This window comes from Pseudomonas sp. ArH3a, from assembly GCF_022648765.1.
Lineage (GTDB): Bacteria > Pseudomonadota > Gammaproteobacteria > Pseudomonadales > Pseudomonadaceae > Aquipseudomonas.
Genome location: NZ_CP080330.1, coordinates 2376087 through 2395874 on the forward strand (window position 1 = coordinate 2376087; position 19788 = coordinate 2395874).

Below are 19788 nucleotides of genomic sequence, written 5' to 3' on the forward strand. Positions count from 1 at the left end.
CCCCGCTGCAGGTGGATGCAGCGCATTTGGAAGGAATCCCGGCAATGAGTAGTATCCGCAGTCTGAATATCGCCCCCCGTGCCGGCTTGGGCTTTGGCGTGCTGGCGTTGATGGTGTTCGCCTTGGGCGGCTTCGCCCTGTTGCAAATGGCTAATATGCGCCATCAGTCGGATCAGGTAGAAAATAACTGGCTGCCCAGCGTGATGGCGGTGGGGGAGATGAACCAGGACCTGCTGCGGATTCGCGCGCTGACCCTGCGTTTGCTGGTCAACCGTGACTCGCAGGCGCTCGCGCAGAACGAGCAGAAACTCACCGACCTCAAGAATGGCCTGCATCACGCGAAGACGCTCTATGAAGGGCTGATCGTGCTGCCCGAAGAGCGCACGCTGTTTGATCGCTTCAAGGCCGAAGAGCAGCAATACCTGCAGCGTCAGGACCTGGTCATGGGGCTCTCCAAGGCTAATCAGCTGGAGGATGCAATCAAGATCGTCAACGGCGAGATGAATCAACTCGCCGATGCGATGTCCAGGACGCTGCATGACCTGGTCGCCTTGAACAAGGCCAGTGCCAATCAGGCCGCCAGCCTGGCGCAAAGTGTGTTTACTCAGTCGCGTACGTGGGTGATCGTCATGATCGTACTGACTGCGTTGATCACCGTCGGGTTGGCGGTGTGGCTGACCCGCAGCATCGTACTGCCGCTGGCGCAGTCGCTGAAAGTTGCCCAGGGCGTTGCCGGTGGCGACCTGACCGGTGAGATCAGTGTGACCGGCAACGATGAGCCGGCGCGTTTGCAACAGGCGCTCAAAGGCATGCAGGAGAACCTGCGTGACACCATCCGGCGCATTGCCGAATCCTCGAACCAATTGGCCTCGGCGTCCGAAGAACTCAGTTGCGTGACTGAGGACGCTACCCGTGGCCTGCACCAGCAGAATCAGGAAATCGAGCAGGCGGCCACGGCGGTTAACCAGATGACGGCGGCGGTGGAAGAGGTGGCGAGTAATGCGGTGGCAACGTCACAGGCGTCCCGCGAATCTGACCGCATTGCCCAGCGTGGGCGTGAGCAAGTGCACCAGACGGTGGCGTCGATTGAGGCGTTGGCCACGGATGTGACGGCCAATGCGACCCAGGTCGAGGCGCTGGCGCAGAAGGTGTATGGCATCAGCAAAGTGCTGGATGTGATTCGCTCGATAGCCGAGCAGACTAACCTGCTGGCGCTGAATGCGGCGATTGAAGCGGCACGCGCTGGGGATGCCGGACGTGGGTTTGCGGTGGTGGCGGATGAAGTGCGGGCCTTGGCCCATCGCACGCAGCAGTCGACCCAGGAAATCGAGCAGATGATCAGCGGGATTCAGCAGGGCACCGATCAAGCCGTCAGTTCGATGCAGCAGAGCAATACGCGGGCGCGTTCCACGCTGGATATCGCCAAGTCGGCGGGCACGGCGCTGGAGGAGATTGCCTCGGCGTTTGCGCTGATCAACGAGCGCAACCTGGTGATTGCCAGTGCGTCGGAACAGCAGGCGGCGGTGGCGCGGGAGGTGGATCGCAATTTGATGAATATTCGCGATTTGGCGCACCAGTCCTCGACCGGGGCGAACCAGACCAGTGCGGCGAGCCAGGAATTGTCGCGGTTGGCGGTGGACCTGAATACCATGGTGGCGCGGTTTTCGGTGTAGGGCGTGCAAGCGAGTTGACGCCATCGCAGGCAAGCCAGCTCCCACAGTTTGATTTGTGAACACCGTCAAATGTGGGAGCTGGCTTGCCTGCGATGAGGGCGACTCGGTGTCAAATCCGCCCCCCCATAAAAAAGCCCCGAACCAGTCGGGGGCTTTTTCATGTGATCAACTTGCGGGGCTTACTTGCCCTGCCAGCGTTTCAGCACCAAGGTAGCGTTAGTGCCACCGAAGCCGAAGCTGTTGCTCATCACGGTGTCGATTTTGACGTTTTCAACGGTCTTGGTCAGGATCGGCATATCGGCAACGACCGGGTCGATCTCTTCGATATTGGCCGAACCGGCCATGAAGTTGCCTTCCATCATCAGCAGGCAGTAGATCGCTTCGTGAACGCCGGCGGCGCCCAGGGAGTGACCGGACAGGCTCTTGGTGGAGCTGATGGCCGGGGCTTTGTCGCCGAATACCGCACGCACACCTTCCATTTCCTTGGCGTCGCCGACCGGAGTCGAGGTGCCGTGGGTGTTCAGGTAGTCGATTGGGGTATCCACGGTGGACATCGCCATCTGCATGCAACGGATGGCGCCTTCGCCGCTTGGCGCAACCATGTCGTAGCCGTCGGAAGTCGCGCCGTAACCGACGATTTCCGCGTAGATCTTCGCACCACGGGCCAGAGCGTGTTCCAGCTCCTCGACCACCACCATGCCGCCACCGCCGGCGATGACGAAACCGTCACGCTTGGCGTCGTAGGCGCGGGAGGCCTTCTCCGGGGTTTCGTTGTACTGGGTGGACAGCGCGCCCATGGCGTCGAACAGGAACGATTGGCTCCAATGCTCTTCTTCACCGCCGCCGGCAAACACGATGTCCTGCTTACCCAACTGGATCTGCTCAACGGCAGTACCGATGCAGTGAGCACTGGTGGCGCACGCCGAGGAGATCGAGTAGTTCACGCCCTTGATCTGGAACGGCGTGGCCAGGCAGGCCGAAACGGTGCTGCCCATGGTCCGTGTGACACGGTACGGGCCAACGCGCTTCACGCCTTTTTCGCGCAGGATGTCCAGCGCTTCCATCTGGTTGAGGGTCGATGCGCCGCCGGAGCCGGCGATCAGGCCGGTGCGTACGTTCGAAACCTGGTCTTCGCTCAGGCCGGAGTCGGCGATGGCGTCTTTCATGGCCAAGTAAGCGTAGGCGGCAGCGTGGCCGACGAAGCGATAGATCTTGCGATCGATCAGTTCTTCGAGGGGCAGGTCGATGGAGCCGGAAACCTGGCTACGCAGACCCATTTCGGCATATTCCGGGTTGAAGCGGATGCCAGGGCGACTTGCACGCAGGTTAGCGGTGACGGTCTCTTTGTCATTGCCCAGGCAAGAAACAATGCCCAGACCAGTGATAACGACGCGGCGCATGCGGATAACCCTTAAAAGTTGTCAGTGGAAGTGAATACGCCGACCCGAAGGCCTTCGGCAGTATAGATCTCGCGACCGTCGACAGTCACCGAACCGTCGGCGATAGCGAGGTTCAGCTTGCCCTTGAGGACGCGCTTGATTTGAATGTTGTAAGTGACTTTCTTGGCGGTTGGCAAGACCTGGCCAAAGAACTTCACTTCGCCTGAACCCAGGGCGCGACCGCGGCCTGGCAGACCTTGCCAGCCCAGGTAGAAGCCAACCAGTTGCCACATGGCGTCAAGGCCCAGGCAGCCCGGCATGACAGGGTCGCCTTCGAAATGGCAGGCGAAGAACCACAGGTCAGGGGTGATATCCAGCTCGGCGACCAATTCACCTTTGCCGTACTTGCCACCTTCTTCGCTGATATGGGTGATGCGATCCACCATCAGCATGTTAGGGGCGGGCAGTTGCGCGTTACCTGGGCCGAACAGCTCACCGCGACTGCAGCGCAGCAGGTCTTCCCGAGTAAAGGCGTTTTGTTTGGTCATGCGAGCTCCTCAATAATCCCATGCGGCAGGGTAGGGCAAATCTTCCCGAACCGAATGAAGCGTTCATGCCTCATGTCGGCAGCCTACACATAGACTATTGCGTTGTAGTGAAAGTCACAGCGATAAGGTACTGAATGTACACTTGTTCACTGAAATTTTAAACCGGGCCTGTTTATGGGCCCGTTCGGGTGCCTAAGACTGCCGCACTTTCGTCTTTCACGCCAGTCGCAGTTGGTTGATGGCCCAGCGCTATTGCACCCAGCGTTGCAGGATTTGCTGCAAATCCGTGCGTTTGAACGGCTTGGCCAGGTAATCGTTCATTCCGGCTGCCATGCAGGCTTCGCGATCGCCCTGCAACGCATTGGCGGTCAAGGCAATAATAGGCAGATCGGCGCAGCCGGGCAGTTGGCGAATTTGCCTTGTGGCCTCGTAGCCGTCGATTAACGGCAGGCGGCAATCCATCAGGATCGCGGTAAAAATCAGGCTCTCGGCACTGCGGATGGCCTCGGCGCCGTCGGTAGCCAGGCTCACTTCAAAGCCCAGGCTGCGTAGCATGGCTTCGACCACGGTGCGGTTGACCGGGTTGTCTTCTACCAGCAGCACGTGGCGGCCATCGCCGGCGCTGCTTTTGCCTTCGGCGTGCGGGGCAATCGTCGGCAGGCTTTGCTGATCGATGGCCAGTGGAATTTCCAGGGTAAACACCGAGCCTCGGCCTTCCTCACTTTGGGCGCGCAGCGTGCCGCCCATGCGTTCGGCCAGGGTGCGTGCGATCGGCAAGCCCAGCCCGGTGCCGCCGTAACGTCTTGAAATGGAACTGTCGGCCTGCTGGAACGCGTCGAACATCAGTTCCAAGCGCTCGGCGGAAATCCCGATGCCGCTGTCGCGCACGGTGCAGGTGAACCACACTAACTCGTGGTCGAGGGTTTGCCAGTGAGGCTCGACAGTCACCGTGCCGTGTTCGGTGAACTTCAGCGCGTTGCCGATCAGGTTCACCAGGATCTGCCGGATACGCGTGGGGTCGCCCTGTACGCGCAGGGCGTCCATGCCCTGCGGAATCGGCAGCTCCAGCGCCAGCCCGCGTTGCTGGGCGTTGTGCTGGAAGGCCAGGGCGCAACTGCTGATCAGGTCCGCGAGGTTGAACGGGATATGTTCCAGCTCCAGTGCGGCGCGTTCGATGCGTGAGAAATCGAGGATGTCGTTGATCACCTTGAGCAAATGCTCGGTGGACTCGCTGGCCAGCGCCGCGTACTCGGTCTGCTCCTCGGTCATCTCGGTGGTTTCCAGCAGTTGCAACATGCCCAGCACGCCGTTCATGGGTGTGCGCAACTCGTGGCTCATCATCGCCAGGAAGTCCGACTTGGCATTGTTCGCCCGTTCGGCTTCCTCGCGCGTCTGGATCAACTGGGCCATGGCCTGGTGCTGCTCACGGCTGGCCTGGTTGAGGCCCTCGGCGAGGTTATTGATATGCCGCGACAGGTCACCCAGTTCCGAGTCGTCGACAATCGGCAGTGGCGTTTTGTAATCACCTTGCTGGATGGCCTTCACCGCATGGCCCATGGCGCTGATCGGCTGCGACAGGCTGGCGGCCAGGCGCCGTGCGAGCAGGAAGGTAAATAGCAGGGCGAACAAGGCGAGGATGCCGGCCTTGAACAGGATCTCCTGTTGGCGCTGACTGAACGCGTCATTGGACATGCCGACAATCACCCGGCCCAGGTAATCCGCGTGCGGCGCCTTGGGTTCGTTGAGGTTGTCCTGGAAAAAGTCGTTACCCAGTTGGATATGCTGCAAGCGAATGGGGGCTTGGTAGACTTTCATCGACAGTGAGCGGTCGTGATTTTCCGACGGCTGTTCGACGTACACCAGGACTTGCTCGGTGCTGTCCTGAATCTCCAGAAAGCGCACATGGGGCGTGGCCAATGTTGCGCGCAGCAGGCTCTCGAGCACGTCGTTGTTGCCGGAAATCACGCCGTACTCGGTGGCGGGGGCCAATTGGTTGGCGATCAGTTGGCCGGTGTGGTCCAGTTCCTGGCGCAGGTCCTGGATTCGCACGAAGGTGAAAAAGCTGATCAACAGCAAGGTCAGCAACAGCGCCGGGCCCAGGGTGATGAGCTGGGTGCGGGTGTTGATGTCCCAACGACGACGCAAGGTCATGGACGTTTTTCTCCTTCGGCCAATCGGGCGGCGACGGCGACTTCGTCAACCTGTTCGATCCCCAGTGAGCGTGCGACTTGCGGGTTGCCCACGACTTTGAAGTGTTCCGGGTACAACGTGCGCGGCCAACTGGCCGGCGGATGGTCTAACAGTCGGCCGAGTACATTGAGCCAGTCGGCCTGGTCGCTGTAAGTGCTGGCCAGGCTGCCGGCCTTGACGAACCCGGCGTTGGGCCCCACCAGCGGCAGTTGTTGGGCGTAACTGCTGAGCAACAGGTTCTTCACGGTTTTCGGGTTGTAGAGCCGCGGGTCATCGAGGCCGAGCAGCACGTCACTGCTCTTGAGCAGGTTTTGCAGCGGGCGGCTGTCATTAATGTTGTCCCAGCGCTGCGGCACAATCTCCAGCCCCATAGGCGCTGCGTACTGGCGCAACTCCTGCAGCAGGAACTCACTGTCGACGCCGTAGAGCACGCCGATGCGTTGGGCTTGGGGCAGGATATCGGCGATCAGTTTCAGTTGACGCTCAAGAGGGGGATCGCTCCACAACAGGCTGATTTTTGCTGGGTGAGCGTTGCCCAGGCGCTGCCGGGCTTGCAGGCGGCTGATGCGCAGCACCAAGGTCGGCGGGCCCTGGGCATCCTGCAGGCGCCAATCGAGACCCGGCAGGTCGAGCAGGATCAGACGGGTGTTGGCAGGCAACTCACTGGGGGGCGGCAGGTCTTTGAGCGGGGTGAAGGTCACATGGTCTTCGGGGCGCTGCTGGGCAAGGGCCTGGGTAAAGGCGTGCATACCGGCACCGTCTTCGGCGGCGGTCAGCAGAATGTCGGCGCTCCAGGCCGGCGCAGTCAGCAGCAGGCACGCCAACAGCACGCCGCGCCGCCACAGCCGTGCAACATAAAGGAGGGTCATCCGTGACTGATCGCCCATGTCAGAACTCTAACTCCGCGCTGAAGTAGAGGACGTGGCGACTGTCGTAGTTGTTGTCGGCCCAAGTGGTCGGCTGGTTATCCAGGCGTTGTTGCAACATACCGGCCAGCTCCACGTTGGCTTTGCCCAGGGCAATGCGCTTGGCCACCCGCAGGTCGACCCGTTCGAAGCGATAGTGGTTGAGTGCGTCGTCGCCATAGTAGAACAGCGCGCTCGACCAGCCGTGGCCCCATTCGCGCAACCAGCCGGCCGAGCCGCTGTTGCGTGCAGTTTGCGCTTTGTCCTTGGGGTTACTGGCGGTGGCGTCGACGTAAGCATAGGTCAGCCGCAGGCGGTCGGCGTTGCTCATACGCCAGTCGAACTGTGATTCGGCACCGGTAAACCGCGAGCTGTTGGCATTGCTGGCAATGTATTGGTTGTTGCGCAGCGGCGAGCTGATCATGTCGGTGATTTCGTCGTAGAACAGTTTCACGTCGACATTCAGCCCAAGGTCGGCAAAGAAGCCGTTGTAGCCCAGCTCGCGCGAACGCATCAACTCTTTATCGAGGTTCCCGGGCCCGCGTGTTACCACAAAATATTGCCCGGAGTTTTGTCCGTAGGTCGGCGAGCTGAGATTGGTGACGCGATAGCTCCAGTTGACGTTGTTCTCGAACATGTCCGGCGAGCGAATCGCCTCGGAATACACCGCGCGCAGGCCGTGGCGCGGGTTGATCAGGTAATTGACCGCCACCCGCGGCGTCAGCGAGTTGCCGCTCAAGTGGGTGTCTTCGTACATCGCGCCGCCTTGCAGCAGCCAGTGTTCGCTGGCGCGCCATTCCAGGTGGCCGAACAGGCGCCAGGTGGTGTCGTCGAGGGTGCCGTTGAAGTAGGTGTCGGAGTCGGCGCGGTCGTAACGGTAATTCATGCCGCTGACCAGGCGCAGGCTGTCGGACAGGCTGAGAGTGTCCTGGATCTCGAGGTCGTAGCGACTCTCGCGAGTGCTTTGGTCGATATTGCCGCAGACAGGGTTTTTGCCGTCGCCACCCCATTGCTGCAGCACTTGCTCGGCCAGCGCCCGCTCGGCGCTACTGCCTGGCGGCGGATTGCCGGGCGTGTAGGTGTTCATATGCCGGGCCAACTGCTCGGCATAGTTGGGGTTGAGCTGCCACAGCTGGGTCAGTTCCGGGCTGAACGACACCTTGGCGTCACAGGCTTTCCAGATCTGTTGGCGGTCCCATTGCTGGGCTGAGCCCTGGATATACAGGCTGTGTTCGGGGTTGAACTCGACGTTCCAGCGCACGGAGCCGGCATAGTCCTTGGCCGTCACGTCGGAATTGGTGCCACCTTCGGTAATCCCGGCGAATACCGGGGTGTAGGTATAAGGGCGCTGATTGCTGCCTTCTTTGGCGTCGAGTTGCACATCGATGCTCTGCTGCGCGTTCAGGGTCTGGCTCACGGCCAAGCTGAAACGGCTGAGGCGGCGGCCGTCCCGGCGGTCGGCACCGACCTTATCGCTGTCAAAACCATCGTCCTGTTGCCCGGACATCGACAGGCGCAAGTCACCGGTTTCCCAGCCCATGCCCTGGCTGGCATAGAAGTCATTGATGCCGCGTTCGCCACGCACCACTTTGACCCGCGAGCCGTGGCTGTTGGACGGTGAGCGTGTGAGGATATTGACCACCGCCATCAACGCATTGGCGCCATAGCTGACGGTGTTGGGGCCGCGAAACACCTCGATACGTTCGATGTCTTCCATGGCCACTGGGATATCACTCCAGTCCACTGTGGCCAGGCCTGCGCGATACACCGAGCGCCCGTCGATCAACACCTGCATGCGCCGCGCATCGCTGGCACTGGTGCCGTGGTAGTTCACCGCAGCCTGGTTGCCGGTGGTGTAGCCGACCATCATCCCCGGCACCAGCCGCAGCAACTCGGCGATGTCTCGCGCGCCGCTGGCCTTGATCAACTCGCTGTCGATCACGGTCATGCTGCCGGGCACGGCGGCCGCCGATTGCTTGAGGCGTGTGGCCGTCAGTACCTGGGGCAGCGGCTGGCTGTCGAGGAACAGGTCATCGGCCAATGCAGACGCGCTGCAAAGCAGCATCAACAACACAGATGAGCGAGGAGGAGGGCCCAGATACACGGTACAGCCTTGATAATTGCGGATAGCCGCCCATGTTAACTGAGGTGGGGCCATTTGCCAGTCGTCGCCCTTGCAATTACTTCACACAAACCTGGCATTTTCCGACAAGCGTGTGAATTGTCATGGGGGCTGGCCGCAAGCGGGTCGCCCCGTATAATGCCGGCATCGCCACTGGTATGGATTAACGGATTGCATATGACTGAACAGCGCCCTATTGCGGTCCTGGGAGGCGGAAGTTTTGGTACCGCCGTGGCAAACCTGCTGGCCGAAAACGGCCACGCGGTGCGCCAATGGATGCGCGATCCCGAGCAGGCCGAGGCCATCCGCGTTCACCGTGAAAACCCCCGTTACCTTAAAGGCATCAAGATCCATGCGGCTGTGGAGCCGGTCACAGACTTGCTGACTACGCTCAATGAGTGTGACCTGTGCTTCGTCGCGCTGCCTTCCAGCGCCTTGCGTTCGGTGCTGGCACCCCATGCCGAACGCCTGGCGGGCAAGCTGCTGGTCAGCCTGACCAAAGGCATCGAGGCGCACACCTTTAAGCTGATGAGCGAAATCCTCGAAGAGATCGCCCCCCAGGCGCGCATTGGCGTGCTGTCCGGGCCGAACCTGGCGCGAGAAGTCGCCGAGCACGCGCTGACGGCTACCGTGGTCGCCAGTGAAGATGATGAATTGTGTGAGCGCGTCCAGGCAGTGCTGCATGGCCGCACCTTCCGCGTCTACGCCAGCAGCGATCGCTTTGGCGTCGAACTGGGCGGGGCGTTGAAAAACGTCTACGCGATCATCGCCGGCATGGCCGTGGCCTTGGGCATGGGTGAAAACACCAAGAGCATGCTGATCACCCGCGCCTTGGCGGAGATGACCCGCTTTGCGGTGAACCAGGGCGCTAACCCGATGACTTTTCTGGGGCTGGCGGGCGTTGGCGACTTGATCGTGACCTGCTCGTCGCCCAAAAGCCGCAACTATCAGGTGGGTTTCGCCCTGGGCCAGGGCCTGAGCCTGGAAGACGCGGTGACGCGCCTGGGCGAAGTTGCCGAGGGCGTCAACACCCTTAAAGTGTTGAAGGCCAAGGCCCAGGAAGTCGGTGTGTACATGCCGCTGGTCGCCGGGCTGCATGCGATTCTGTTTGAAGGGCGCACCTTGAATCAGGTCATCGAGTTGCTGATGCGCGCCGAACCGAAAACCGATGTCGACTTTATTTCCACCAGTGGTTTCAACTGAGGAACGCGCCATGAACGATCCGAAAGCGGCCCCTAAATATGAGTCCATTCTCCTGCGTGTCCTGTGGATGCTGGTGTTTGCCCTGGTGTGGCAAGTCGCGCAGTTCCTGCTTGGCGCGCTGGTGGTGGTGCAGTTGGTGTATCGCCTGATCTACGGCGCGCCGAACCTGGGCCTGATGAACTTTGGTGACAGTCTCAGCCAGTTTCTTGCGCAGATCGGCCGTTTCGGTAGCTTCCACACCGAGCAAAAACCTTGGCCGTTCGCCGATTGGCCGACGCCGCGCGCACCCGAAGGTGAGGCTGCCCACAGCGTGCCGCCGGCGCCGCACCCGGTGCGTGATGAAGAGCCGAAACTGTGAAGCTGTGGGTTTTGCGTCACGGTGAAGCCGAAGGGCATGCGCGCACCGACGCCGAGCGCAACCTCACTGAGCATGGCCGCGGCGAAGTGTTGCGCAGTGCCGCGCAGCTGATCGGGTTGCCGATCAGTGCCATCTTCGCCAGCCCGTATGTGCGTGCGCAGCAAACTGCGCACCTGGTGCGTGATGTGTTGGGTTTTGAGCCGGACATTCGCACCGTGGCGTGGCTGACGCCGGACAGCAACCCGGTGCAGGTGCTGGAAAAACTCGACACTGATGACAATGTGCTGCTGGTCAGCCACCAGCCCTTGGTTGGCAGCCTGATCAGCTTTTTGCAGCATGGCCATCTGCGGCAGCCGCAACCGATGTATACCGCCAGCCTGGCGGAGCTTGAAGGGGATTTTCCGCTGGCGGGGTTGATGAGCTTGGTGAGTGTGAAGAACCCGTAGGGTTGGAGGTATCTATGCAGCTCTTTGTGTTGCGTTTGGTCTTAGGTAGATTGAGTACATATCCGTTGCTGCGGTAACGGCTTCGTAGGGTTCCGCCCTTACGGCGGGTCACTTTTGGAAAAGAGCCCGGAATGCCGGCCCAGCCAAAAGTAACCAAAAGGGCTCTTGCCCCACCACTCGGTGCCTCGCCTAGGCTCGGCATGCCCTCACTCCGGCTTGAATCCGTGGGCCGCCGCCATGGGCCATCCTTGGCCCATCGTGGCTAACCCGGCGTCCTGCCGGGTTACCCACGGATTCAAGCCTGCGTTCGGCCATCGTGGTTAACGGGGCGCCTCAGATCAAGATCAAGATCAAGATCAAAAGCAAGAGCACGGCGGCCTAGTAGCCGACCTGAGTGGTTGAAGCAAAAGCAGGGCAAAAGCACATCAGAAGCACAGCAGAAGCAGATCTGCTTTTCTGTGGGAGCTGGCTTGCCTGCGATGCAGACACCTCGGTGTATCAGGTACACAGAGTTGATGCCATCGCAGGCAAGCCAGCTCCCACATTAGATTGAGTTCAGCCTCCAAGATCAGGTCGGCTTTCAGGCCGCCTCGGCTTGCTTTCGATCTAACCACTCAGGTCGGCTACTAGGCCGCCGTGCTCTTGCTTTTGATCTGCTTTTGATCTTGATCTTAGGCGCCCCGTTAAACCACGCTGGCCGAACGCAGGCTTTGGAGCGTGGGTAAACCGGCAGGACGCCGGTTTAGCCGCGATGGGCCAAGGATGGCCCATGGCGGCGGCCCACGGTCCAAAGCCGGAGTGAGGGCACACCGAGCCTAGGCGAGGTGCCGAGTGGTGGGGCAAGAGCCCTTTTGGTTACTTTTGGGGCTCTTTTCCAAAAGTGACCCGCTGTAAGAGCGGAACCAATAGCAGTCGTTACCCAAATAACGGATATGCCCCCAGCGACCCCAAAACAACCCCATCACTCAACCTGTAAAAAGATACCTACCCCATAGGATAGATCGCCGCTTCGTGTGTGCTATATAGTCAACCAAGCAAGTGCTTGGTTGGCTATCATCGGATCACAAAGGAGCGCGTCCCATGCCTGTCGCTTTTCGTTTGCCGTTGCAGGTCTTCTTCGAACGTGAAGCGCGACACCCGCGCAAGCCCTTTCTGGTGCAGCCCACCGGCGGCGGCGAAGTGCAGACCCTCACCTGGGGCGAGGTCGGCCACCAGGCCCGCTGCGCCGCGCAGTGGCTGCGTGCCCGTGAGCTGCCGGCAGGCTCACACATTGCGCTGATCTCGAAAAACTGCGCGCACTGGATCATCGCAGACCTGGCGATCTGGATGGCCGGGCATGTGTCGGTGCCGCTCTACCCCAACCTCACCGCCGACTCCGTCGCCCATGTGCTGACCCATTCCGAGGCGGCGCTGGCGCTGATCGGCAAGCTGGATGACTGGCCGGACATGGCGCCGGGTATCCCGAACGGGTTGCCGACCATCAGCCTGCCGCTGTACCCGGCCGGTGACTTCGATTACCGCTGGGCCGATCTGCAAGCCTGCTCGCCGATCCAGGACAACCCCGAACCTGCCGCCTCCAGCCTGGCCACCATCGTCTATACCTCCGGCACCACCGGCTTGCCCAAAGGCGTGATGCAAACCTTCGGCGCCTTGGGCTTTGCTGCCACCCGTGGCACTGAGTTGTTTGGCCTGGGGGAGGGCGACCGCCTGCTGTCTTACCTGCCGCTGTGCCATGTGGCGGAGCGGATGTTTGTGGAGCTGGCGTCGATCTACACTGGGCAAACCGTGTTTTTTGCCGAGAGCCTCGACACCTTTCTAACCGATTTGCAGAGGGCGAGACCGACGGCGCTGTTCGGCGTGCCGCGAATCTGGACCAAGTTCCAGATGGGCGTCTACAGCAAGATCCCGCAAAAGCGCCTAGACACCCTGTTGGGCCTGCCGTTTATCGGCAAACGCGTCGGCCATAAAGTCCTCGCGGGTTTGGGGCTGGATGCGCTGCGCATTGCGCTGTCCGGTGCGGCGCCTGTGCCCGAGGCCTTGCTGCGCTGGTATCAGCGCCTGGGGCTGGACGTGCTGGAGGTGTACGGCATGACCGAAAGCTGCGGCTATTCCCACGTCTGTCGCCCCGGCCAGCAGACGCTCGGCTGGATCGGCCTGCCGTGCCCTGGGGTTGAAGTGCGCATCGACGCATCGGGTGAAGTGCAAGTGCGCAGCGGCGCGACCATGCTCGGTTACTTCAAAGACCCGCAGAAAACCGCCGAAACCCTCACCGACGATGGTTTCCTGCGCACCGGCGACAAGGGCGAGCAGGATGCCGACGGCCGCCTGCGCCTGACCGGACGGCTCAAGGAAATCTTCAAGACCAGCAAGGGCAAATACGTGGCCCCGGCGCCGATTGAAAATCGCCTGGCCGAACATGCACGCATCGAGCAAGTATGCGTGGTCGGTGATGGCCTGAGTGCGCCGATCGGCTTGTGCGTTTTATCCGCCGGGCCTCAAGACCGACACGCGTTGCGCAGCAGCCTCGAACGCTGGCTGGAACAGGTCAACCAGGCGCTGGATAAGCATGAGCGCTTGCGTCAACTGGTGGTGGTAAAAGACAGTTGGGCGGTGGAAAACGGCTTTCTGACGCCGACCCTGAAGATCAAACGCACGGTGATCGAGTCGACCTACGGTGCCCAATTCCAGCGTTGGAGCGCGCGCAGCGAATCCATTCTGTGGCAGGATTAGGGCCGTAATAAAACTAACAAGGACAATCGCATGAGCCTGTGGCGCACCCAACCGAATATCGAGCAACTCAACGCGATCCAGAAAAACACCATTGGTGAGCTGCTGGATATCCGTTTCGAAAGCTTCGACGACCAATCCCTGACCGCCAGCATGGTGGTCGACCATCGCACCCATCAACCCTACGGCCTGCTGCACGGCGGCGCGTCGGTGGTGCTGGCCGAAAGCGTCGGCTCCATGGCGGCTTACCTGTGTATTGATGCCAGCAAGTTCTATTGCGTGGGCCTGGAGGTCAACGCCAACCACCTGCGCGGTGTGCGCAGCGGGCGGGTCACGGCGGTGGCGCGGGCGATCCATATCGGCCGCACGACCCAGGTGTGGGACATTCGCTTGACCAGCGACGATGGCAAAGCCAGCTGCGTATCGCGCCTGACCATGGCCGTGGTGCCTTTGGGCGAGAACCCGCCGGCGCGATAGGCGTGGCGTGAGTGTCATCATTCCTGGCGGTTACAGTCATTGCTGTAACCGCCGGGCATGGTGACAATCAACTTCTGTTTTTGTAGATGAGTCCGGTATGTCGCAGCATGTGTTTTTCGCTCACGCCAATGGCTTCCCTTCGGCCACCTACGGCAAGTTGTTTGCCGCCCTGGCCCCCGAATATGCAGTGGCTCACCTGCCGCAGCACGGTCACGACCCCAGGTTTCCGGTGGACGACAACTGGCAGAACCTGGTGGACGAGCTGATCCACCATCTGGAACTGCAGCCGGAACCGGTGTGGGGCGTGGGCCATTCCCTGGGTGGCGTATTGCATTTGCACGCGGCCATGCGCTGCCCGCAGTTGTACCGGGGTGTGGTGATGCTCGATTCGCCGGTGCTGACCCGCGCCGATCGCTGGGTTATCCGTGCCGCCAAGCGCTTCGGTTTTATCGACCGCCTGACCCCGGCCGGGCGCACCTTGGGCCGCCGTGAAGAGTTCACCGACCTGGATGCCGCGCGCAGTTACTTCGCCGGCAAGACGCTGTTTCGCGGCTTCGACCCGGAATGCTTTGATGCTTACCTGCAACATGGCCTGCAGCAGGTGGGTGATCGCCTGCGCCTGCGCTTTGATCCGGCCACCGAAATCAGCATCTACCGGGGCGTGCCCCACACTAGCCCGGGCCAGGTTCGCCAGTTGAAGGTGCCGCTGGCTGTCGTCCGTGGCCGTCAAAGTCGGGTGGTGATGCGTCACCATGCCAGCGGCGTCGACCGCCTGCCCATGGGCGAGATGCTCACCATGCCTGGCGGCCATATGTTCCCGCTTGAGCGCCCTCAGGACACCGCGACGTTGATCAAGAACCTGTTCTCGCGCTGGGAAGCGCGCGAGCGCCGTTGCGCATGAGCACACCGGTCGAAGAGGTTCGCCTGAGCCTGCCGCATATCGAGTTGGCGGCGCATCTGTTTGGCCCCGAAGACGGTCTGCCGGTGATCGCCCTGCATGGCTGGCTGGACAACGCCAACAGCTTTGCGCGGTTGGCGCCGAAACTGCGCGGTTTGCGCATCGTTGCGCTGGACATGGCCGGCCATGGGCATTCGGCGCATCGCCCCGTAGGCGCCGGTTATTCCCTCTGGGATTACGTCTTTGATGTGCTGCAAGTCGCCGAACAACTGGGTTGGAAACGTTTTGCATTACTTGGCCATTCCCTCGGCGCCATCGTTTCCATGGTACTGGCCGGTGCCTTACCGGAACGGGTCACGCACCTGGGGTTGATCGACGGTGTGATCCCGCCGACCGCCCCAGGCGAGAACGCCGCCGAGCGGCTGGGCATGGCGTTGCAGGCGCAGTTGAGCCTGCAGGACAAGCGCAAACCGGTCTACCACACGCTGGATCGGGCGGTTGAAGCGCGCATGAAAGGCGTGGTGGCGGTCAGCCGCGAAGCCGCTGAACTGCTGGCCCAGCGCGGCTTGATGCCGGTGCCGGGTGGCTACACTTGGCGTACGGACAGTCGCCTGACCTTGGCATCGCCGATGCGCCTGACCGATGAACAGGCGATGGCTTTCGTGCGGCGTGTGGGTTGCCCTACACAATTGGTGGTCGCGGCTGACGGCATGCTGGTGAAACATTCCGAATTGCTTTCCCAGCTACCTTTTACGGTGGACACACTGCCGGGCGGCCATCATTTACACCTTAATGATGAGCCCGGCGCGATCCTTGTTGCAGACTGTTTCAATCGGTTCTTCCACGCGCCTTGACTTGGCGTGGGCAACTGCCGAGGCTGGGCGGATTGAAAGGGAGTCAACCATGTACGATATGAACACTGCTGCGACCTCTAATGGCCATGGCTCAACCCTGCGATGAGCCTGCGTAAAGGATGTATCCGTGCCCTCGGGCTGTGCTGTTTCAGCCCCTTGGTGTTCGCCGCCGACGTGCCGGGAAGCCAGGATTTACCGGCCGTGTCCCGCCAGGTCGATGCGCAAATCGTCGATTACCGCCCTGCCGAAGAAAAGGAACGCATCTACCCGATGGGCGCGATCCGCAAAATCAGCGGCCAACTGCGCTACGAAGGCCAGGCCACGGCGCGCGGCCAAGCCACCGCCATTACCTATGAACTGCCCGCCGAGCACACCTCTAGCGCCGCGTTTACCGCGACCCGCGAAGCGTTGCAGGCCAAAGGCGCGCAGTTATTGTTCTGGTGCCAGGCCCGTGATTGCGGTGAAAGCAGCCTGTGGGCCAATGAAGTGTTCGGCAACGCCAAGCTGGTCGGCGCCGATGGTCAGCAGGAATACCTGCTGTTACGCCTCGCGGCGCCCCAGGATAACTCTCTGGTAGCGCTGTACGGCATCACGCGCGGCAACCGTCGCGCCTATCTGCATGTTGAACAACTTGACGCCAGTGCGCCGCTGGGAGACGTGCTGCCCACCTCGGCCACCCTGCTGCGTGAGTTGAAAAGCACGGGTGAACTGGACTTCCCGGCACTCGGCGCCGAACCTGACGCCACCTGGCTGACCCTTATTTCCCGTGGCCTGAACCTCGACGCTACCTTGCGCATCAGTTTGACCGGGGCGAGCGCCGAAGCCTGGCGCCAGGGCCTGATCGACAGCGGTGTGCGCGCCGCGCGCCTGGAAACCGGCACCGGTGACGCTAAGGGTTTGCACCTGCATCTGATACGCTGACCGTTACAGGGCGAACGGACCCGCGCCGTTCGCCTAAGCTCTCTTCCTACAGCCTTCTTCTCGAGATACCCGATGCTCAATAACGATCGCCTACTGGTGCAAATCCTGCTGCTGGTGCTGTTTGGTGCCAGCTTCTGGGTCATGGCGCCGTTCTGGTCGGCGCTGTTCTGGGGGGCGGTGCTGGCGTTTGCCAGTTGGCCGCTGATGCGTTTACTGACCCGCTGGTTGGGTGGCCGGGAATCCTTGGCGGCGGGCATTCTGACCTTGGGCTGGATGTTGCTGGTGGCGGTGCCGCTGGTGTGGCTGGGCTTCAACTTGGCCGACCATGTGCGCGACGCCGTGGGCCTGATCAAGGATATCCAGGTCGACGGATTGCCTGCCGCGCCCACCTGGTTGGGGTCGATCCCGTTTGTTGGTGAGCGCCTGGTGGCTACTTGGGACAGCATCGACCAACAGGGCGCGGCGCTGATGGTCAGCATCAAGCCGTACCTGGGGCAGGTGGGTAATTGGCTGCTGGCGCGCAGTGCGCAGATCGGCGGCGGTATTCTCGAGCTGACCCTGAGCCTGGTGTTCGTGTTTTTCTTCTACCGGGACGGGCCGCGCCTGGCGACCTTTGTGCATCGCTTGCTGGAACGCCTGATCGGCGACCGTGCTGGCTACTACATCGAACTGGTGGCCGGCACCGTGCAACGCGTGGTTAACGGCGTGATCGGTACGGCCGCAGCCCAGGCGTTGCTGGCGCTGATCGGTTTCCTGATCGCCGGAGTGCCGGGCGCGCTGGTGCTGGGCATCGTCACCTTCCTGCTCAGCCTGATCCCCATGGGCCCGCCGCTGGTGTGGATCCCGGCCACGGCCTGGCTGGCATGGAAGGGCGACTACAGCCACGCGGTATTCCTCGGCGTGTGGGGCACGTTCATCATTAGCGGCGTGGACAACGTGCTCAAGCCGTACCTGATCAGCCGCGGCGGCAACTTGCCGCTGGTGATTGTACTGTTGGGCGTGTTTGGCGGGTTGATCGCCTTTGGGTTTATCGGCCTGTTTATCGGCCCGACCTTACTCGCGGTGGCCTACAGCCTGCTGACGGATTGGAGTGCAACCCAGGCTCAGGCCCGTCGCGAAGACAAACCCCTCTAAGCCCTCGGCAACCACATCACGGCGGTCAAGCCGCCGCCTGGGGTTTCCTCCAGGTTCAGGCGGCCGCCGAGGCGTTCCACCGCTTCCTTGGAAATCGTCATGCCCAGGCCGACGCCGCCCGAGTTGCGGTTGCGTGAACCTTCCAGGCGAAAGAATGGCTCGAACACCGCCTCACGTTTGTCCGTGGCAATCCCCGGGCCGTGGTCGATCACTCGGATGACCAGGGCCTCGCGGCTGTCCGCCAGTTCTATTCGCGCGGTACCGGCGTAGCGCAAGGCGTTGTCGATCAGGTTGTTGAGGCATGAGCGCAACGCCATCGGCTGCACCTGCAAGGGCGCGCAATTGCCGGCGAACTGCACATCGCAGCCTTGGTCCTGGGCGTTTTCGCTGAGGGATTCGACCAGCGCCTGCACGTCGAGCCAGTGCCGGGTTTCGCTGGTGCGTTGTTCGTGCAGGTAGCTCAGGGTGGAATCGAGCATGCCGATCATGTCATCCAAGTCCTGGCGCATCTGGCCTTGCAGCTTGGTGTCTTCGATCTGCTCCAGGCGCAGCTTGAGGCGTGACAGCGGCGTGCGCAGGTCATGGGAGACCGCGCCGAGCATGCGTGCGCGTTGGCTGACTTGCTCGCGAATGCGTTTTTGCATCAGGTTGAACGTCGACGCCGCCTGCCGCGCCTCGCGAGGCCCGGACTCGCTGAGCGGCGGGCTGTCGAGGTCGAGGCTCAAGCGTTCGGCCGCCGCGCTCAGGCGCTGGATCGGCCGGCTCAGCAGTTTGGCACCGTACCAGGCCGCGATAATCAGCGAGATAAACTGAAAGGTCAGCGGCACCACGGGGCCGCCGAACCAGGGGCGATGATGCTTGGGCAGCGGCTTCATCGTGCCGTCCGGCTGCTCGACGAAGGTTTCCTGGGGCGGCGGCGGTGGCGGGCCGTAGTGGTGAAACCAGAAGAATGCCAGCACGTGGGCCAGCACAATGGCCACCAGCAATACGCCGAACAGCCTGCCAAACAGCGTATTGAAGGTGGCACGCATCAGCCGATATCCCGCGCGTCGAACAGGTAGCCTTCGCCCCGCACAGTTTTGATCAGTTGCGGAGCTTTGGGGTCATCCCCCAGCTTTTGGCGCAGGCGCGACACCAGCAAGTCGATGCTGCGATCAAACGCCTCGATGGAGCGGCCACGTGCAGCGTCCAGCAGCTGTTCGCGGCTCAGCACGCGGCGTGGTCGTTCGATAAACACCCACAATAAACGAAACTCGGCGTTGGACAGCGGCACTACCAGGCCGTCGTCGGCCACCAGTTGGCGCAGTACGCTGTTGAGGCGCCAATTGTCGAAGCGAATATTGGCGCGTTGCTCGGTGCGGTCATCGCGCACCCGGCGCAGGATGGTCTGGATGCGGGCCACCAGCTCGCGCGGTTCGAAGGGTTTGGACATGTAGTCATCGGCGCCCAGTTCCAGGCCGATGATGCGGTCGGTGGGTTCGCAGCGCGCGGTGAGCATCAGGATCGGGATGTCCGATTCGCCGCGCAGCCAGCGGCACAGTGACAGGCCGTCTTCGCCCGGCAACATCAGGTCGAGCACCACCACATCAAAGGTTTCGGCTTGCATGGCTTGGCGCATGGCGGTGCCGTCGGTGACGCCGATGGCGAGAATATTGAAGCGGGCCAGGTAATCGATCAGCAATTCACGAATCGGTACATCGTCATCGACGATCAGCGCACGGGTGCTCCAGCGCTTGTCTTCGGCGATCACCGCGCCGTTTTGCTCTTCATTTACAGAGACGGTAGGGGTATGCATAGTGCGATCATCTGCCTGGTTGTTGCTGTCAGCATAGGCGCCCAGCTCCATGGCTGGAAGTGCTGGGCGGGCGGTCATGTGCGCGAGGCTAGCGGCGGGTCGTGTTGGGGGCATGTCGTGAATGTATCAGCCTTGACACATTTGGTTAAAATGGTCGC

The 19788-nt window shown here is 61.6% G+C and carries 17 protein-coding genes; 10 read left to right on the forward strand and 7 right to left on the reverse strand.

All coding sequences use genetic code 11. The features are described 5' to 3' along the window. Positions 1 to 44 precede the first annotated feature (44 nt). Positions 45 to 1673: a methyl-accepting chemotaxis protein gene (locus tag K0P33_RS10865; RefSeq protein WP_242155192.1), complete on the forward strand. Its 1629-nt coding sequence runs from the start codon at positions 45 to 47 to the stop codon at positions 1671 to 1673. Positions 1674 to 1852: 179 nt separating this feature from the next. Here the strand turns inward: K0P33_RS10865 and fabB are convergent, their stop codons facing one another. The 5 genes from fabB to K0P33_RS10890 all read right to left on the reverse strand — a co-directional run bounded on the left by fabB (position 1853) and on the right by K0P33_RS10890 (position 8799). Continuing rightward, positions 1853 to 3073 carry a beta-ketoacyl-ACP synthase I gene (fabB, locus tag K0P33_RS10870; RefSeq protein WP_053255243.1) on the reverse strand — a complete coding sequence of 407 codons (1221 nt, stop codon included), beginning with the start codon at positions 3071 to 3073 and terminating at the stop codon, positions 1853 to 1855. An 11-nt stretch (positions 3074 to 3084) separates the two neighbouring features. Next, positions 3085 to 3600, reverse strand: a complete 516-nt coding sequence (gene fabA, locus K0P33_RS10875) for a 3-hydroxyacyl-[acyl-carrier-protein] dehydratase FabA (RefSeq protein ID WP_003210552.1) — start codon at positions 3598 to 3600, stop codon at positions 3085 to 3087. 249 nt (positions 3601 to 3849) lie between these two features. Further along, a complete protein-coding gene (locus K0P33_RS10880) occupies positions 3850 to 5751 on the reverse strand; it encodes an ATP-binding protein (RefSeq protein ID WP_242155194.1) in 1902 nt (633 codons plus the stop codon). Continuing rightward, positions 5748 to 6677: an ABC transporter substrate binding protein gene (locus tag K0P33_RS10885; protein WP_242155196.1), complete on the reverse strand. Its 930-nt coding sequence runs from the start codon at positions 6675 to 6677 to the stop codon at positions 5748 to 5750. Before K0P33_RS10885 ends, K0P33_RS10880 begins: the two co-directional genes overlap by 4 nt. A gap of 1 nt (position 6678) precedes the next feature. Beyond that, positions 6679 to 8799 carry a TonB-dependent receptor gene (locus K0P33_RS10890; RefSeq protein WP_317988385.1) on the reverse strand — a complete coding sequence of 707 codons (2121 nt, stop codon included), beginning with the start codon at positions 8797 to 8799 and terminating at the stop codon, positions 6679 to 6681. Between the two features lie 195 nt (positions 8800 to 8994). On the opposite strand from K0P33_RS10890, the gene K0P33_RS10895 reads away from it, so the two are divergent. The 9 genes from K0P33_RS10895 to K0P33_RS10935 all read left to right on the forward strand — a co-directional run bounded on the left by K0P33_RS10895 (position 8995) and on the right by K0P33_RS10935 (position 17835). Next, the gene (locus tag K0P33_RS10895; protein WP_242155198.1) at positions 8995 to 10020 is read left to right on the forward strand and encodes an NAD(P)H-dependent glycerol-3-phosphate dehydrogenase; all 1026 of its coding nucleotides are present in this window, start codon (positions 8995 to 8997) and stop codon (positions 10018 to 10020) included. A gap of 10 nt (positions 10021 to 10030) precedes the next feature. Then, complete coding sequence (locus K0P33_RS10900) at positions 10031 to 10378, forward strand: DUF4389 domain-containing protein (RefSeq protein WP_094950696.1); 348 nt, start codon at positions 10031 to 10033, stop codon at positions 10376 to 10378. Beyond that, the gene (gene sixA, locus K0P33_RS10905) at positions 10375 to 10824 is read left to right on the forward strand and encodes a phosphohistidine phosphatase SixA (RefSeq protein ID WP_242155200.1); all 450 of its coding nucleotides are present in this window, start codon (positions 10375 to 10377) and stop codon (positions 10822 to 10824) included. Before K0P33_RS10900 ends, sixA begins: the two co-directional genes overlap by 4 nt. A gap of 1080 nt (positions 10825 to 11904) precedes the next feature. After that, a complete protein-coding gene (locus K0P33_RS10910) occupies positions 11905 to 13554 on the forward strand; it encodes an AMP-binding protein (protein WP_242155202.1) in 1650 nt (549 codons plus the stop codon). Positions 13555 to 13584: 30 nt separating this feature from the next. Continuing rightward, positions 13585 to 14028 (forward strand): hotdog fold thioesterase, encoded by a 444-nt coding sequence (locus K0P33_RS10915; protein ID WP_094953674.1) that lies wholly within the window; start codon positions 13585 to 13587, stop codon positions 14026 to 14028. A 97-nt stretch (positions 14029 to 14125) separates the two neighbouring features. Continuing rightward, positions 14126 to 14929: an alpha/beta hydrolase gene (locus tag K0P33_RS10920; protein ID WP_094953673.1), complete on the forward strand. Its 804-nt coding sequence runs from the start codon at positions 14126 to 14128 to the stop codon at positions 14927 to 14929. Further along, positions 14926 to 15780, forward strand: a complete 855-nt coding sequence (locus K0P33_RS10925) for an alpha/beta fold hydrolase (RefSeq protein ID WP_242155203.1) — start codon at positions 14926 to 14928, stop codon at positions 15778 to 15780. The genes K0P33_RS10920 and K0P33_RS10925 overlap by 4 nt, the downstream gene beginning before the upstream one ends. Before the next feature lie 102 nt (positions 15781 to 15882). Next, positions 15883 to 16701 (forward strand): DUF4892 domain-containing protein, encoded by an 819-nt coding sequence (locus K0P33_RS10930; RefSeq protein ID WP_242155205.1) that lies wholly within the window; start codon positions 15883 to 15885, stop codon positions 16699 to 16701. A gap of 72 nt (positions 16702 to 16773) precedes the next feature. Beyond that, entirely contained in the window at positions 16774 to 17835 is a 1062-nt protein-coding gene (locus tag K0P33_RS10935) for an AI-2E family transporter (RefSeq protein WP_242155207.1), read from the forward strand. Here K0P33_RS10935 and K0P33_RS10940 read toward each other — a convergent pair. Then, a complete protein-coding gene (locus tag K0P33_RS10940; RefSeq protein WP_094953669.1) occupies positions 17832 to 18866 on the reverse strand; it encodes an ATP-binding protein in 1035 nt (344 codons plus the stop codon). The genes K0P33_RS10935 and K0P33_RS10940 overlap by 4 nt on opposite strands. After that, positions 18866 to 19630 carry a response regulator gene (locus K0P33_RS10945; protein ID WP_094953676.1) on the reverse strand — a complete coding sequence of 255 codons (765 nt, stop codon included), beginning with the start codon at positions 19628 to 19630 and terminating at the stop codon, positions 18866 to 18868. Before K0P33_RS10945 ends, K0P33_RS10940 begins: the two co-directional genes overlap by 1 nt. Between the last annotated feature and the right edge of the window lie 158 nt (positions 19631 to 19788).

Coding starts and splice junctions, on each gene's coding strand:
- K0P33_RS10925 (WP_242155203.1), top strand. CDS start 14,926: ATGAGCACACCGGTCGAAGAGGTTCGCCTGAGCCTGCCGCATATCGAG.
- K0P33_RS10930 (WP_242155205.1), top strand. CDS start 15,883: ATGAGCCTGCGTAAAGGATGTATCCGTGCCCTCGGGCTGTGCTGTTTC.
- fabA (WP_003210552.1), bottom strand. CDS start 3,600: ATGACCAAACAAAACGCCTTTACTCGGGAAGACCTGCTGCGCTGCAGT.
- K0P33_RS10880 (WP_242155194.1), bottom strand. CDS start 5,751: ATGACCTTGCGTCGTCGTTGGGACATCAACACCCGCACCCAGCTCATC.
- K0P33_RS10940 (WP_094953669.1), bottom strand. CDS start 18,866: ATGCGTGCCACCTTCAATACGCTGTTTGGCAGGCTGTTCGGCGTATTG.
- K0P33_RS10945 (WP_094953676.1), bottom strand. CDS start 19,630: ATGCATACCCCTACCGTCTCTGTAAATGAAGAGCAAAACGGCGCGGTG.
- K0P33_RS10885 (WP_242155196.1), bottom strand. CDS start 6,677: ATGGGCGATCAGTCACGGATGACCCTCCTTTATGTTGCACGGCTGTGG.
- K0P33_RS10895 (WP_242155198.1), top strand. CDS start 8,995: ATGACTGAACAGCGCCCTATTGCGGTCCTGGGAGGCGGAAGTTTTGGT.
- K0P33_RS10910 (WP_242155202.1), top strand. CDS start 11,905: ATGCCTGTCGCTTTTCGTTTGCCGTTGCAGGTCTTCTTCGAACGTGAA.
- K0P33_RS10900 (WP_094950696.1), top strand. CDS start 10,031: ATGAACGATCCGAAAGCGGCCCCTAAATATGAGTCCATTCTCCTGCGT.
- K0P33_RS10920 (WP_094953673.1), top strand. CDS start 14,126: ATGTCGCAGCATGTGTTTTTCGCTCACGCCAATGGCTTCCCTTCGGCC.
- K0P33_RS10915 (WP_094953674.1), top strand. CDS start 13,585: ATGAGCCTGTGGCGCACCCAACCGAATATCGAGCAACTCAACGCGATC.
- K0P33_RS10865 (WP_242155192.1), top strand. CDS start 45: ATGAGTAGTATCCGCAGTCTGAATATCGCCCCCCGTGCCGGCTTGGGC.
- K0P33_RS10935 (WP_242155207.1), top strand. CDS start 16,774: ATGCTCAATAACGATCGCCTACTGGTGCAAATCCTGCTGCTGGTGCTG.
- fabB (WP_053255243.1), bottom strand. CDS start 3,073: ATGCGCCGCGTCGTTATCACTGGTCTGGGCATTGTTTCTTGCCTGGGC.